The sequence below is a fragment of the bacterium Scap17 genome, assembly GCA_013376735.1.
Classification (GTDB): Bacteria; Pseudomonadota; Gammaproteobacteria; order Pseudomonadales; family Halomonadaceae; genus Cobetia.
Genome location: VINJ01000001.1, coordinates 468,286 through 482,886, shown reverse-complemented (window position 1 = coordinate 482,886; position 14,601 = coordinate 468,286). Strand labels below are relative to the sequence as shown.

At 63.1% G+C, this 14,601-nt stretch carries 11 protein-coding genes and 1 pseudogene; 3 read left to right on the top strand and 9 right to left on the bottom strand.

The annotated features are described in order from the left end of the window. Positions 1 to 122 precede the first annotated feature (122 nt). From FLM52_02205 to FLM52_02195, 3 genes are all read right to left on the bottom strand, one after another. Positions 123 to 1,304 (bottom strand): GlxA family transcriptional regulator, encoded by a 1,182-nt coding sequence (locus FLM52_02205; protein NVN54617.1) that lies wholly within the window; start codon positions 1,302 to 1,304, stop codon positions 123 to 125. 687 nt (positions 1,305 to 1,991) lie between these two features. Beyond that, positions 1,992 to 2,855, bottom strand: coding sequence for an S-formylglutathione hydrolase (gene fghA / locus FLM52_02200; GenBank protein NVN54616.1), 864 nt, complete (start codon positions 2,853 to 2,855; stop codon positions 1,992 to 1,994). 122 nt (positions 2,856 to 2,977) lie between these two features. Further along, positions 2,978 to 4,087 carry an S-(hydroxymethyl)glutathione dehydrogenase/class III alcohol dehydrogenase gene (locus tag FLM52_02195; GenBank protein ID NVN54615.1) on the bottom strand — a complete coding sequence of 370 codons (1,110 nt, stop codon included), beginning with the start codon at positions 4,085 to 4,087 and terminating at the stop codon, positions 2,978 to 2,980. Between the two features lie 285 nt (positions 4,088 to 4,372). On the opposite strand from FLM52_02195, the gene FLM52_02190 reads away from it, so the two are divergent. Together FLM52_02190 and FLM52_02185 are read left to right on the top strand one after the other, a co-directional pair. After that, positions 4,373 to 5,266 carry a LysR family transcriptional regulator gene (locus FLM52_02190; GenBank protein NVN54614.1) on the top strand — a complete coding sequence of 298 codons (894 nt, stop codon included), beginning with the start codon at positions 4,373 to 4,375 and terminating at the stop codon, positions 5,264 to 5,266. Positions 5,267 to 5,467: 201 nt separating this feature from the next. Beyond that, a pseudogene (locus tag FLM52_02185) lies at positions 5,468 to 5,617 on the top strand (NAD-dependent dihydropyrimidine dehydrogenase subunit PreA). A gap of 130 nt (positions 5,618 to 5,747) precedes the next feature. Here FLM52_02185 and FLM52_02180 read toward each other — a convergent pair. The 3 genes from FLM52_02180 to FLM52_02170 all read right to left on the bottom strand — a co-directional run bounded on the left by FLM52_02180 (position 5,748) and on the right by FLM52_02170 (position 8,370). Further along, complete coding sequence (locus FLM52_02180) at positions 5,748 to 6,368, bottom strand: TetR family transcriptional regulator (GenBank protein ID NVN54613.1); 621 nt, start codon at positions 6,366 to 6,368, stop codon at positions 5,748 to 5,750. 167 nt (positions 6,369 to 6,535) lie between these two features. After that, positions 6,536 to 7,744: an ABC transporter substrate-binding protein gene (locus tag FLM52_02175; protein NVN54612.1), complete on the bottom strand. Its 1,209-nt coding sequence runs from the start codon at positions 7,742 to 7,744 to the stop codon at positions 6,536 to 6,538. 50 nt (positions 7,745 to 7,794) lie between these two features. After that, on the bottom strand, positions 7,795 to 8,370 hold the full coding sequence (locus FLM52_02170; protein NVN54611.1) for an ANTAR domain-containing protein: 576 nt from the start codon (positions 8,368 to 8,370) through the stop codon (positions 7,795 to 7,797). A gap of 551 nt (positions 8,371 to 8,921) precedes the next feature. Between FLM52_02170 and FLM52_02165 the strand changes: the two genes are divergently transcribed. Further along, on the top strand, positions 8,922 to 10,280 hold the full coding sequence (locus tag FLM52_02165; protein NVN54610.1) for a NarK family nitrate/nitrite MFS transporter: 1,359 nt from the start codon (positions 8,922 to 8,924) through the stop codon (positions 10,278 to 10,280). A 474-nt stretch (positions 10,281 to 10,754) separates the two neighbouring features. Here FLM52_02165 and FLM52_02160 read toward each other — a convergent pair whose 3' ends face one another. The 3 genes from FLM52_02160 to FLM52_02150 form a co-directional block, all read right to left on the bottom strand. Continuing rightward, a complete protein-coding gene (locus FLM52_02160; GenBank protein NVN54609.1) occupies positions 10,755 to 11,327 on the bottom strand; it encodes an N-acetyltransferase in 573 nt (190 codons plus the stop codon). Between the two features lie 229 nt (positions 11,328 to 11,556). Continuing rightward, a complete protein-coding gene (gene dbpA, locus FLM52_02155) occupies positions 11,557 to 12,957 on the bottom strand; it encodes an ATP-dependent RNA helicase DbpA (GenBank protein ID NVN54608.1) in 1,401 nt (466 codons plus the stop codon). Positions 12,958 to 14,094: 1,137 nt separating this feature from the next. Then, entirely contained in the window at positions 14,095 to 14,529 is a 435-nt protein-coding gene (locus FLM52_02150; GenBank protein ID NVN54607.1) for a hypothetical protein, read from the bottom strand. Positions 14,530 to 14,601: the final 72 nt, after the last annotated feature.

Here is a 14,601-nt window from a genome sequence, read left to right as displayed (position 1 = left end):
ACTGCTTTCTGGTGCCTTCGAGTGTACCAGAGCGTGCCGGTGGCTCCTGTGAAAACGACAACGCCCCTGCCGGAGCGGCAGAGGCGTTGGACGTTGCGGGAAGCTGGTGTCAGTCGGCGGCGTCAGCCCTGCAGACGCACGCTGGCGTAGGTCGGCTCACCGCGCGCATTGGCCAGTGCCAGAATCGCCGAGGAGACGGGGGACTCGCTGGCCGGTTGCAGGGGCGCATTGCCGACCATGCTCTGGCCGATCGACTGGTGCAGCAGCCCTTCCAGACTGGCGACACCGGTCAGCTGGTGATCGCCATCGGCGCGACACGGCACCTCCAGCACGCTGACACTGCGCTCGCCACCGATGCGCTCGTCACGCGGCGGCATGCCGAAGTACTCGCGGTAGCACTTGGAGAAGTGCGGCGTGGACACGAAGCCACAGGCCGAGGCCACCTCGATGATCGACAGCGCCGTCTGCTTGAGCAGCTGACGCGCGCGGGTCAGGCGCAGCTTGAGGTAGTAGCGCGACGGCGAGCAGTGCAGATAGCGCTGGAACAGCCGCTCCAGCTGACGGCGCGAGACATCGACATAGTGCGCCAGCTCGTCCAGGCCGATGGGCTCTTCCAGATTGGCCTCCATCAGCGCGACGATTTCCAGAAGCTTGGGCTGGGTGGTGCCCAGCACATGCTTGAGCGGCACGCGCTGCTGGTCCTGCTCGCCACGTACGCGATCGCAGATGAACATCTCGGAGATGCCCGCCGCCAGCTCGCGGCCATGCTCGCGACCGATCATGGTCAGCATCATGTCCATCGGCGCGGTACCGCCGGAGGCCGTGGCGCGGTCCTGATCGATGGAGAACAGTCGTGTGGTCAACGGCACGCGCGGGAAGGCTTCCTGCATCGCGGCCAGACACTCCCAGTGGATGCTGGTCTCATGGCCTTCGAGCAGCCCTGCCTGGGCCAGCGCCCAGCTGCCGGTGCAGACGGCACCCAGCTTGCGACCGGCACGCGCCTGCGCCTGCAGCCAGCTGACATGCGGACGATGCACGGAGCGCTGGATGCCGACGCCACCGCACACGATGACGATATCCAGCGGCGGGCAGGCCTCGGTGGAGGTATCGGGTGTGACCTGCAGGCCATCGCTGGCGCGCACGGGGGCGCCTTCCAGCGTCACGGTATACCAGCGGTACAGCTCGCGTCCGGCCAGCTGATTGGCCATGCGCAGCGGTTCCACCGCCGAGGCCAGCGAGATGAGCGTGAAGCTGTCGAGCAGCAGGAAGCCGATGGTCTGTGGCTGGCGCGTCTCGCCGGCCATTCCTGCAGCGGATGAGTGAGCTTCGTACGGGCGGGCGAAACGGCCACTGGTCAATGCCATGAGGGGAGTCCTTCTCTATATCTGCTTGAGTGGCAGACCGGGGCCTCGTAGTGCCCTCTCCCGTGGCCTGATGAGGCCGGCGGGGGTCCGCAGTATTATCGTTATTGGGTCTCAGCAGGGAGCAAACCCTGAGGGGTCGGCTCCAGCAGCGACGACATCGGCGATCGGCCCCATCAGGGGGAGGTCAATAAGCGACCTCTGCAATTCCGATAGCGTCAGGGATGTCGTGATTCACTGCCTGGACGTCGTGCGTTGTCCACCTCTCGACAGTAAACCATCGCGCCTGCCTGGCGCAGTGACTTTATCGCCGCTGTGCAGCAAATCATCGTTGCCATACGGCACAGAATAACGCCTGAGTTGGCTACTGCTGACGCAGCATAAGCAAACCCCACCAGAACGGGCCTTCATGCCTGAAGGTTCTGAAAAACTCTGCTTCTCATGACGAAAAAACGACAGTCCCGCTATCCATCAATCGATAGCGGGACTGTCGTTTCTGTCTTTCACGCAGTGTCTCTGCTCGTCGAGCGATCAGCTGCGATTGGCACTGTCATACCTCAACGCCTGAGGCTCACCTCAAAGCAGGTGTTTCGCATGCCTTTCATTTCTACCGGCTACCACACTCACACCTCAAAGCAGGTGCTTCGCATGGTAGGCAAGATGCTCATCGATGAAGCTGGCCATGAAGAAGTAGCTGTGGTCGTAGCCGGGCTGACGACGCAGGACCAGCGGGTGATCCAGCTCGGCGCAGACCGCCTCCAGGCGCTCCGGCTTGAGCTGCTCCTCGAGGAACTGATCACTCTCGCCCTGCTCGACGAACAGTTCCTGACGCGCGGCGCCGCTCTTGCTCGCCTGCTTGACCAGCTCGCAGGTGTCCCACTGCGCCCACTGGGTGCGGTCATCGCCGAGATAGCCGCTGAAGGCTTTCTCGCCCCACGGGCAGGCCATCGGATTGACGATCGGCGCGAAGGCCGAGACCGAACGATAGCGGCCCGGATTCTTCAGCGCGCAGATCAGGGCGCCGTGGCCGCCCATGGAGTGACCGGAGATCGACTCACGCTCGCCGTCCACCGGGAAGTGCCGCTTGACGAGCGCCGGCAGCTCCTCGGTGACGTAGTCATACATGCGGTAATGACGCGCCCACGGCTCGCGGGTGGCATTGACGTAGAAGCCTGCGCCACTGCCGAAGTCGTAGCTGTCGTCTTCGCCGTCCAGATTGACGCCGCGCGGACTGGTGTCCGGGCAGATCAGGGCGATGCCCAGCTCCGCCGCCTTCTTCTGCGCGCCGGCCTTCTGCATGAAGTTCTCGTCGGTGCAGGTCAGCCCCGACAGCCACCACAGCATCGGCACCGGGCCCTGTTCGGCCTGGGGCGGCAGATAGATGGCGAACACCATGTCGCAATCCAGGCTGCCGCTGCGGTGACGGTAACGCTTGAGCCAGCCGCCATGCACCTTGTTGGCGCTGACCAGCTCGAGTTGTTCGGTCGCGGTCATCATGCTCTCCCTTGTGGTATCGCGTCATGAAAACGGCGTCGGCAAGCCGACGCCGTTTCGCGTTCCAGATCTCACCGGGCAACACGCTTTCGCGCGTTGCCCGGCGGCAGCTCAGCCCCGGATCAGAAGCTCAGCACGGTACGGATCGACTTGCCTTCATGCAGCAGATCGAAGGACTCGTTGATCTTCTCGAACGGCATCTGGTGAGTGATGAAGTCGTCCAGGTTGATCGCGCCGCTCATGTAACGCTCGACGTAACCCGGCAGTTCGGTACGGCCCTTGACGCCACCGAAGGCGGAGCCTTTCCAGACGCGCCCGGTCACCAGCTGGAACGGACGGGTGGCGATCTCTTCACCGGCACCGGCGACGCCGATGATGATGGATTCGCCCCAGCCCTTGTGCGCGCATTCGAGCGCGGCACGCATGACATTGACGTTGCCGATGCACTCGAAGGAGTAGTCGACGCCGCCGTCGGTCATGTCGACGATGGCTTCCTGGACCGGCACGGACAGCTTGCTCGGGTTGACGAAGTCGGTGGCGCCGAACTTGCGGGCCAGGTCGAACTTGTCTTCATTGATGTCGATGGCGATGATGCGCGACGCCTTGGCCATCACCGCACCCTGGATGGCGGCCAGACCGATGGCACCGAGGCCGAAGATGGCGACGGTAGAGCCCGGCTCGACCTTGGCGGTGTTCATCACCGCGCCGATACCGGTGGTGACGCCACAGCCCAGCAGGCAGATCTTGTCCAGCGGCGCTTCCTTGGACACCTTGGCCAGCGAGACTTCCGGCACCACGGTGTATTCGGAGAAGGTAGAGGTGCCCATGTAGTGGTGCAGCATCTTGCCATCGAGGGAGAAGCGCGAGGTGCCGTCCGGCATCAGGCCGCGACCCTGGGTGGCACGCACGGCGCTGCACAGGTTGGTCTTGCCGGAGAGGCAGAACTTGCACTTGCCGCATTCGGCGGTGTAGAGCGGAATGACGTGGTCGCCCGGCACCAGGCCAGTCACGCCTTCGCCCACTTCCTCGACGATACCGGCGCCTTCGTGGCCCAGCACGGACGGGAACAGGCCTTCCGGGTCTGCGCCGGACAGGGTGAACGCATCGGTGTGACAGACGGCGGTATTGACGATGCGTACCAGCACCTCACCGGCCTTCGGCCCTTCGACATCGATCTCGACCAGTTCCAGCGGCTTGCCGGCTTCCAGCGCAATCGCAGCACGTGATTTCATGAATCTCTCCTAGTGAGCATCAATAGCGGTAAACTGGCTGCCAATCTCATGCCCCTGGTGTGGTGATGATCACCACGGAGGCCACCCTGAAAGGTAGCAGCACCTGACAGGTTGCATAGATGAGTCGCCCGAGGGACTCCCCACGCGACAGGCACTGGGCTCGTCCTTGCGGATCATCCTTGCGGGCTTGGCATGGAACACAGTCTACGCAGTCATGCGGGTGGGATTAAGCCGTCGGCACTCAGATGATTATTGCCACTCAACAACAATGAAAGAGGAGCCAGCATGCAGCGCTGGGACCGTATCGAAGCCTTCGTGGAAGTCGTCAGAATCGGCTCATTTTCCGGTGCCGCCCGTCATCTCGGGGTGTCCAGCTCACATGTCAGTCGTCTGATCAGCCAGCTGGAAGCCCAGCTCGATACCCAATTGCTCTACCGCACCACCCGGCAGACGCGTCTCACCGATGCCGGACAGGTATATTTCGAGCACTGCCAACATCTCTTCGATGGCTTCCGCGCCGCCGAACAGGCCATCGGCGACTTCCATGCCCGCCCCAGTGGCGTCCTCAAGCTGACCAGCGCCACCACCTTCGGCGAGCGCTACGTCGCACCGCTGGTCAACGACTTCCAGCTGCTGCACCCGCAACTGGAAGTGCAGATGCACTTCACCAACCGTCCGGTGGAACTGATCGACGAGGGCTTCGACGTCGCCATCCGCATGGGCGTGCTCAAGGATTCCTCGCTGATCGCAAGGCGGCTGGTGGATCGCCGCGAATTCGTCGTCGCCTCGCATGACTACTTCCAGCAGGCGCCGCGCCCGCACACGCTGGCCGAGCTCTCCAGCCACCGCTGTCTGGCCGGCTCCAAGCGCGAATGGCTGTTCGAGGTCGAGGGCCAGCGCCGTGAGGTGCGCATCACCGGCAGCTGGCAGGCCAACTCTGGCCCGGCACTGTTGGACGCCACGCTCAAGGGCCTTGGCCTTGCTCAGATTCCCGACTATTACGTCGCGCCCTATCTGGCCAGCGGCAAGCTGATCTCGGTGCTGGATGAGTACCAGGTGCGCGATACCGGGGTGTGGATCGTCTATCCCCGCCACCGCCACCTCTCGCCCAAGGTGCGCCAGTTCGTCGACTTCATGGTCGAGCGCTTCGAGGGCGGCATCCCCGGCCTTGACGCATGACGCGCCGCCGCGGATGAGCTGCCGAATTGATGAGCGAATAAGTTGATGAGCCGACGAACGACAGACGGGCTGCCAATCGGCAGCTCGTCTGTCATTGCACTGACAATTTTCATCAGCGCCCTGATGGCGGCCACCGAATTCATCAAGATGCTGCATCAGAGCGGCGAACTGAACGCCCTGGCAGTGCCCAGACACTCGGAAGTGACCGGCGCGGACATCCGTGCACCCACCCCCTTCTGGCTGGCCAACGCCCCACTCACCGACAGGGCCTACAACGTGGTACGCGCCTTCGAGGCCGGCTGGGGCGGCGTGGTCAGGAAGACGCTGGGGAAATATGCGGCGGCGGTGAACAGCCAGCAATGGATGAGAATCAAAAAAGGGACCGCCAGCAATGGCAGCCCCTTTCCTGTTGGCTTCATGACCTGTCAGCGACACCCTTCGTTAGCCTGAAGACAACCATCAGGCAAGATCACCTGGTGACTCAGGCGGACAGCCCGACGCCCTTCAGCAGCACTCGCGTGACATTCTGCACCGCCTGCTCAAATTCGCGATCACTCAGCGCCTTGCCCTGATTGAGCACCGCGATCTGATGATCGAAGTCGGCGTAGTGCTGAGTGCTGGCCCAGATCATGTACAGATAGGCGGAGGCATCGACGTTGTCGATGCGGCCCTCGCCGATCCACTGACGCAGACGTGACTTCTTCATCTCGGCCCACTCGTCGAGCCACACCGTCAGCTCCTCGCCCAGCACCGGCGCGCCCTGCATGATCTCGCTGGCCCACACCTTGGAGCCATAGGGGCGCTGGCGCGAGTGCATCATCTTGGCGCGAATGTAGGTGGAGAGCACCAGCTGCGGGTCGTCGTAGGCCTCGAAGCACAGCGCATCTTCCTTCCACAGCGCCAGCAGGCCATCGAGCACCGCGCGATACAGCGCTTCCTTGGTGCTGAAGTAATAATGCAGATTGGACTTGGGCAGCTCTACCTCGGCGGCAATATCGACCATGCTGGCGCCGACATAGCCCTTGAGAGCGAAGATCTTTTCGGCGGCGAGCAGGATGCGGCCGACATTATCCTTGCGAATCTGAGACTTGCGAGTGGTCATGCGATCCCCTGACGCGGTGCTGGCAGTGCGATGAGAATATCACAACCGCACTGCCAACATGTCTGAGCCGTCAGGTTCCCCCTGCCATCCGGCAAGGGAGATGGCGACTCTGCAAGTGCTGTGCAATCCCGCGCCAGCGCGGATCGGCAAGCACCGCGCCTGCGACATCACTCGAAGACCGCACCATCGATGAAGCCATCCGCCGGCATCGGCACCTGGCCCGCCTCGCCGCTCAGCCACCAGGGCGACGGATGCGTGCCTTCGCTGCGCTCATCCACCACCGGCACCACCATGCCCAGCTTGCGAGCCGCCGTTCGGTAGAGGTCCGGCCGGACGCACCGCGCCAGCGTCGCCTCGAGATCCTCGTCACTGAAGCCCTGCAGATGGCCCCAGCGCTGCATCTGGGCAATGTACCAGCGTGTCTGGGAACGCCACGGGAAGTTGGCCGCGTAGCGATGGAAGATGGTCCAGCCGGGATTTTGCTGCTGAAACTCCTCCACCGACTGCTCGACATCCACGTCTTCCAGTCCGCGCGTCACCACACTCATCGGCACCTCCGGCATGCCCTCATCATGCAGCCACTCGGCCGCCCTGGCCCGATTGCCGGGGCGGTCCAGCCAGGCGCAGGCCTTGAGCAGCGCGCGAATTAGCGCCTGATGCGCCAGCGGATGCTGCTCCGCCCAGTCCTCGCGCACGCCCAGCACCTTTTCCTGCCCGAAGCGCCAGATATCATGACTGCCCGCCACTACCTGCCCCATGCCCTGCGCCGCCGCCAGGCTGTTCCAAGGCTCACCGACACAGAAGCCATCCAGCGCACCGCTGGCCAGTTGCGCCGCCATCAGCGGCGGTGCCACGGCGCGCATCTCGACGTCGCGGTCCGGGTTGATACCGCCGGCCGCCAGCCAATAGCGCAAAAGATACCGGTGCGAGGAGAACGGGTGCACGCTGGCCAACTTGAGCAGCGGCTCGCCGCGCTGCTTGCGCTCGCGCACATGCGCCGCCAGCGCCTTCGCGACCTGCAACGGGCTGGCGAGGTCGTGGCCATCCTCACCGAGGCTGGCCATCAGCGCGCGCGACAGGGTGATGGAGTTGCCGCCCAGATTGAGCGTCATGGCACTGATCACCGGTGTGGCGCGGCCATCCAGGCCCAGGGTCGAGGTCAGCGGCATCAGCGCCAGCATCTGCGCGCCCTGCAGCACGCCGGTCTGCAGATCATCACGCAACGCCGCCCACGAGGGTTGCCACTTGAGTGTCACCGCCAGCCCTTCCTCGCGGAAAAGCCCCAACTGCTCAGCGACCACGAAGGGCGCGGCATCATTGAGTGGCATCAGGCCCAGCGTCAGCTGATGGCCATTCAGGGGTACATCTGTGGGCATCACGCACACCTCTTGAACGATCGAGAGAGAAGGACAGTACGGCGACCGGCTCAACGCCGACGCGCGGCCTTGAGCAGCTCATCGGCCAGCTCATGCAGGGCCAGGCGCCGGTTCATGGCGGTCTTGCGCAGATATTGATAGGCGGCATCTTCACTGAGCCCGCGCGTCTCCATCACCACGGCCTTGGCGCGATCGACGCTGCGCCGCTGCACCAATGTGGTCTGGGTACGGTTGAGCTCCCCCTTGAGTGCACGGTGCGCCTCGAAGCTGGTGATGGCGACCTCGACCATGCTGCGCACCATCGCTGGCATGACGTGGTCCACCACATAGGCCGAGACACCGGCGCCGGCCGCCTCACGCACGAGGTCCGGCGCATCTTCACTGGCCAGCATGATCATCGGCTTGGGATAGCGTCGCCCCAGCTGGCCGAGATGCTCCAGGGTGTCGCGGCTGGGCAGGTCGGCGTCGATGATCACCGCATCGGGCTGATGCTGCTCGACCAGCGCGTGCAGGTCCTCGTGCTCGTCAACGCGCAGCGCCACCTCGAAGCCGGCGCTCAACAGCGCCTGCTCCAGCGCGGCGGAGCGCTCACTGCGGACATCGACGATCAGCACGGTCACGGGCATGTCAGGTTTCCTTGGGTCGGGCATGAATCTTGCAATACACCCAAGCAGGATCCGTGCCGCAATCTGGTGCAACCTTGCGGCCAAAGGCCTTCAGAGCGGCCGAGTCGAAAGCGCCGCTGCACTGCAATGAGGCACGCGCCTTGCCGACCCTCCCAGCGCCATTCGCGTGCGCCAGTCTGGTACCTCGCGCCTTGCTGACGCACCGCCAGCGCGCATCCAGCCCGGGACACCGCCTGCACGTGCCACCCTACTGTCCTTGCCAAGCCATTGATCTTCTGGGACTTGTCCCTCTCACACCCCCACAACTGGCGCGCTACTTGCTTTGTTCCTGTCACTTGCCGCACGGACACTCTGCTGCCGGCAACCATGGCATCACCGACTGCTGCCATCGCTATCCATGACGTGGACCAGGCTCTTCGGAGTACGAGTGCGTCGAACCAGGCCCCTCAATGACGAGGCGCCCTTGCTGTCGTTCATTCACAGCCGTTCGACCACTCGCCGAGCACACCTGACTTCGTGCCCGGCACCGACGCTGAATCAGGAGCCCACTCATGGATATCCGCAACAAGGCCAGCCGCATCCGGCTGTTCAGCTTCAACACCCCGCAAATGCGCGCCTTCCACATGTCATGGTTCGCCTTCCACGTCTGCTTCTTCGGCTGGTTCGGCATCGCGCCGCTGATGGCCGTGGTGCGTGACGACCTCGGCCTGACCAAGACCCAGATCGGCAACACCATCATCGCCTCCGTCGCCATCACGGTGATCGTGCGTCTCGCCATCGGCGTGCTGTGTGACCGCATCGGGCCACGCAAGGCCTATACTTGGCTCTTGTGCCTCGGCTCGCTGCCGGTGATGTGCATCGGTTTCGCCGACAGCTTCGAATCCTTCTTCCTGGCCCGTCTGGCCATCGGTGCCATCGGCGCTTCCTTCGTCATCACCCAGTACCATACTTCCGTGATGTTCGGCCCCAACGTGGTCGGCACCGCCAACGCCACCACCGCAGGCTGGGGCAACCTGGGCGGCGGCACCACCCAGATGCTGATGCCGCTGGTGATGGCCGGCCTGCTGATGCTGGGCGTCGAGCAGACCCTGGGCTGGCGTCTGGCGATGGTCGTGCCGGGCATCGTGCTGTTCCTCACCGGTATCGCCTACTACTTCTTCACCCAGGATGCGCCGGACGGCAACTTCAGCGAGCTGCGTGAGCGTGGTGAGCTGCCCAAGGCCGAGAAGGAATACAGCATGCGCGCCACCTTCGGTGCGGCGGCACGCGACATCCGCGTCTGGGCCCTGTTCCTCGTATACGGCGCCTGCTTCGGGGTCGAGCTGACCATCCACAACGTCGCCGCCATCTACTTCTTCGACCACTTCGATCTCGATCTCGCCACCGCCGGTCTCATCGCCGGCCTGTTCGGCCTGATGAACCTGTTCGCCCGCACCCTGGGCGGCGTCTTCTCCGATCTGTTCGCCCGCCAGTCTGGCCTCAAGGGCCGCGTGCGCTGGCTGTTCATCGCGCTGCTGTGTGAAGGCGTCGCGCTGGTCGGCTTCGCGCAGATGGAAACCCTCGCGGTGGCCATCGGCATCATGCTTGTCTTCAGCCTCTTCGTGCAGATGGCGGAGGGCGCGACCTTCGGTATCGTGCCCTTCGTCAATCGCAAGGCGCTCGGCGCGGTCGCCGGTATCGTCGGTGCAGGCGGCAACGCAGGCGCGGTCGCCGCGGGCTTCCTGTTCCGCAGTGAGGAGCTGACCTACCAGGAAGGCCTGATGTATCTGGGCATGGGCGTGATCGTGATCTCGCTGTTCGCGCTGCTGGTGCGCTTCAGCGCCGCCACCGAAGCCGAGGAAAGCCGCGCCTACGACGCCGCCATCGCGGACCGCAAGCAGCAGAGCGAGCAGCAGCCCGTCTCTGCATAAGCGGACTTCCTTCTCCCCGAGCCAGACACAAGAAGGCCCCGCCTCTGGGAGGCGGGGCCTTCTTGTGTCTGATGACAGCTCAGGTCAGCGGCGACTCATCGCGGCGCTGACAGCCGAGCCTCAGCTATCGGTGGCGTTCTCGACGCTATCACCGGCTTCCTCGACGGCGTTGTCCATCTTCTCACCGGCCTTCTCCATCGGGCCTTCGTCCTCGCAACCGGCGAGCGACAGGCCACCGAGACCGAGCATGGCAATCATCAGCGAACTACCCAGAGTCTTGAGCTTCATGATGTCTCTCCTTGAATCATCGGTCGGAATGACGCGACAGCTGCCATCACCCGCAGGCTGCCACGTGGTGCTACCCATGACATGGAGCAGGAGCCTTGCCGTTTCAAGGGTCACGCAACGCCGAGTTGCCTGTGGCTGATCAAAACCAATCGCTCAGGGCTGCTCAGCTCAACCGCGCAGGGCTGATCAGATACCCAGCTCAGAGAAGGTATCGGGAAACTGCACTTCACCGCCCAGCCCCTCCAGATAGTCCGGCAGCAGCTCGAAGGCGACGAAGGAACCCGGCACGTCGTCATGATGGCAGTAGAGCCCGTAATGACACGCCGGATGAAAGCCCAGGTGGGTATAGAAATCCGCATGACCGGCCGCCACCACGGCCCCCGCCCCCAGCAGTCGACAGCGCTTGACCGCCGAGATCACCAGTCGCTTGCCGATGCCGTGACGCTGATGCTGGGGCAGCACCGCCAGCGGCGCCAACGCCATCAGCACGCGGTCCGGGTAGCCGGAAAGCTCCACGCGCGACACCATCACATGCCCCAGCAGACCGCCCTCGCCTTCACTGAGGTGGCGGCCGGTCTCCGGGTCGGTGACACGCTCGGCCACCAGCGAGATCTGCGCCAGATTGCCTCGACGCAACCTGTCACCCAGGCGCGCTTCACGATGGCCGGCAAAGACGGATTCATGAATGCGGTAGATGCGCTCATGATCAATGAGACGCTCTTCACGAATGCGAAGGTTATCGACGGCGTTGGCAGTCATCACGAGGTACCGGATCAGCGCCCTGATGATCAGGGACGTTACCTCAAGCGTAGCCACCGCCCGCAGCGGCTGCGAGCGTCAATCTGCTGCTCAAAAAGCACGATGCCCGCCGTGGTGGCGGGCATCGCCTGGGGTGATATCAAGGTCGCATGACAGATGAAGTGCCTGGTTCAGCCCCTCTCAGGCATCTCGCCGCCAGCAGTCAGACACGTCGCCGACGCTGCCCGCCTCAGCTCTTGAGACGACGCGCGCGGAAGGAGCGGCCCTTGAGCTTGCCATTCATCAGCTGGGTGAGTGCCGACTTGGCGACATCACGCTCCACGGCGAGGAAGGTGGTCCGCGCCAGTACCTTGATCTTGCCGATCTTGCTGCCTTCCAGGCCGCCGTCACCGGTCAGCGCGCCGAGGATATCGCCGGGACGCAGCTTGTCCTTCTTGCCGCCATCGATCTGCAGCGTCGCCATGCGCGCATGGAAGGGCTCGCGGGTCAGCATGCTCTTCGAGGGCAGCGGCTCGGCTTCCAGGGTCTGCTCGAGGAATTCACCCAGCCTGGTCAGGCGATAGTCTTCCTTCTCGGTGTAAAGCGTACAGGCGATGCCGGAGCTGCCCGCGCGGCCGGTACGCCCGACACGGTGCACGTGGGCGTCGAGATCACGCGCGATCTCGTAGTTAAACACCGCATCCAGCGCATCGATATCCAGCCCGCGCGCCGCGACATCGGTGGCCACCAGAATCGAGGTGCTCTTGTTGGCGAACATCACCAGCGTCTGGTCACGCTCGCGCTGTTCGAGGTCACCGTGCAGCGCCATGGCACTGAAGCCGTGCTCATTGAGGGCATCGCTGACTTCCTGCGCCTGACGCTTGGTGTTGCAGAACACCACGCTGGATTCCGGACGGTACTTGAGCAGCAGGATACGCAGCGCCTCGAAGCGCGCCTCGTCATCGGCGACACGGTGGAACAGCTGACGGATGCTGCTGTCATCGTGGGTGGAGGCCACCTCGATGCTGACCGGGTCACGCAGCATGCGCTCGGCGATCGGACGCACGCCATCGGCGAAGGTCGCGCTGAACAGCAGCGTCTGACGCTCCTCCGGGGTCTCGGCGACGATGGCATCCAGCACCTCGGCGAAGCCCATGTCGAGCATGCGGTCGGCTTCATCCAGCACCAGGGTATTGAGCTCCTCAAGGCTGAGGCTGCCCTTGCGCAGGTGCTCATCCACGCGCCCCGGCGTGCCGACGATGATGTGCGCGCCGTGTTCCAGCGAACCCAGCTGGGGGCCGAAGGGTGCACCGCCACACAATGTCAGCACCTTGACGTTGTGCAGACCGCGCGCCAGACGACGGATCTCGCCGGCGACCTGATCAGCCAGCTCACGCGTCGGGCACAGCACCAGTGATTGCACCCGGAAGCGCGAGACCTTGAGGCGCGACAGCAGGCCCAGGCCAAAGGCAGCAGTCTTGCCGGAGCCGGTCTGCCCCTGGGCGATGACATCGCGGCCTTCCAGCATCGGCGGCAGGCTCTGCGCCTGAATCGGCGTCATGGTGTGGTAGTCGAGCGTGGCGAGGTTGTCGAGCAGCTCGGGCGCCAGCGCCAGAGAGGCAAAGGCAGGGGTGGCGGTGGCGTCAGTCACGAGGACATTCCTTCAATCGATGAACAGGCACGAGCCGAACGGGCTTACGCGCGGGCGCAGAGCATAGCAGAGCGTGGCCACCGACGCCTGCTGCGGATAGCGCCTGCCACGAATGCCAGCCCCTGATACCGGCTCCCCAGGCGAGATAGCCTTTTGGAGCAACGCCCTCCCTTGCCCGCCAGAATCATCTCTCAGCACACCGTATGAGCCAGCTAGAACGTGACTCAACTCAAGCATGATTTTCGTCACGACAGGATTCGATTCCCGCCAAATATCATTTATCAATTATCGTTAATTAAACAGAATGGCCAATTGTCAGCTGGCATGCCATGACACGGAAACGCCTATCAGATTGCCTGATGTTTCCCGAGCCTTGATTCATGCAGCGTATTCACACAAATGACGTCGCTACTCATGACGGAATAGTCATCGTGACGTTCTTGTTATCTGCCTCCGACTATCAATGCCAATGACATACCAGGATTGGTGCATACCGAGATGCCCTCATGCTGGATATGAGGAATGCCAGCTCTCATCAGTGGTGCCGCTGCTCGCCCAGAGACTAAATCTGAATCGATGTCATGAATATCAATGACTTGCAGATAGAAAAATACTGTCTATGCCGCACAGGCGTTTTCGATCTCGGGAGCTCCCGAATCGGATCATTGCAGGCGTACTGACAGCCCGTACGAAACCGGTCATCAAGCCCGGCGCAAGACACAGGTCGCCGAGACACAGAGCTGGCAACACCTTGGAAACACCATTGACGTGAATCCTGCAGCTTCATTGCCGCAATGCACGGCATGACGTGACCTGAGCAAGCACAGTGCTGCCTGTGGGCCTTGTCATCAGATGATTACGTAATGCCGGCTATGGAGAACAGAAGACACAATTATGGGTTTTACTACCTTCACACAAGCTAACTGATTACCTTTTTGATAAACATGACAAGAAACAACACATAATGACGCTGGAGCCCCACTCTCCCCGGCGCAAGCGAGAAAGGCCACACGAAGACGCACGATGGCGATACCTCCCCACACAAAAGCGCCGCCCGGGCATGGCCCGAGCGGCGCTTTTGTGTGTCATCTCATCAAGGAAAAGGGCCGAGCTTGCAGCCAGCTCGGCCACGGCCACTTAGCGTGCCGCTTCTTCCTCAAGACGCGCCTGCTTGCCACCAAGGGTGAAGCAGGTGTCGATCTCGCGCAGCATGAACAGCGCGACACAGGCGGCCAGCATCGGCCAGGCAGCGAAGAACAGCAGGTGATCGAACGGGTCCAGATACTGCTTGAAGGCAGAGAAGGTAGACCCGGCGTGCAGCAACAGCACCAGGCCATAGGTCAGCGTCTTCTTCACGCCCGCGACGAACATCAGCAACAGCACCATCTCGACGACGGCGATCGCGATGACGATGCCCTCGCCCAGGCCGCCGATGGCGTAGAACTTCTCGAAGATGGCCGCGGCATGGCCGGGATGGAAGAACTTGTCGAGTGTCCACATCAAGATCACGAGGAAGACCCCGAGGCGCAGCAGCAACAGGGAAATGCGGATTCGATCGGCGTACTTCGTCATGTCAATTCTCTCCAGGGGGAAGGGTCCGGCGCTGCAAGGCAGCGCGCACGTGCTGCTGTGTACGCACCAAGT

Excerpts from the sequence above, each read along its gene's own strand:
- FLM52_02195 (NVN54615.1), bottom strand. The coding sequence starts at position 4,087 with ATGAAATCACGTGCTGCGATTGCGCTGGAAGCCGGCAAGCCGCTGGAA.
- FLM52_02170 (NVN54611.1), bottom strand. The coding sequence starts at position 8,370 with ATGCCCGTGACCGTGCTGATCGTCGATGTCCGCAGTGAGCGCTCCGCC.
- FLM52_02205 (NVN54617.1), bottom strand. The coding sequence starts at position 1,304 with ATGGCCGGCGAGACGCGCCAGCCACAGACCATCGGCTTCCTGCTGCTC.
- fghA (NVN54616.1), bottom strand. The coding sequence starts at position 2,855 with ATGACCGCGACCGAACAACTCGAGCTGGTCAGCGCCAACAAGGTGCAT.
- FLM52_02150 (NVN54607.1), bottom strand. The coding sequence starts at position 14,529 with ATGACGAAGTACGCCGATCGAATCCGCATTTCCCTGTTGCTGCTGCGC.
- FLM52_02175 (NVN54612.1), bottom strand. The coding sequence starts at position 7,744 with ATGCCCACAGATGTACCCCTGAATGGCCATCAGCTGACGCTGGGCCTG.
- FLM52_02180 (NVN54613.1), bottom strand. The coding sequence starts at position 6,368 with ATGACCACTCGCAAGTCTCAGATTCGCAAGGATAATGTCGGCCGCATC.
- FLM52_02190 (NVN54614.1), top strand. The coding sequence starts at position 4,373 with ATGCAGCGCTGGGACCGTATCGAAGCCTTCGTGGAAGTCGTCAGAATC.
- FLM52_02160 (NVN54609.1), bottom strand. The coding sequence starts at position 11,327 with ATGACTGCCAACGCCGTCGATAACCTTCGCATTCGTGAAGAGCGTCTC.
- FLM52_02165 (NVN54610.1), top strand. The coding sequence starts at position 8,922 with ATGGATATCCGCAACAAGGCCAGCCGCATCCGGCTGTTCAGCTTCAAC.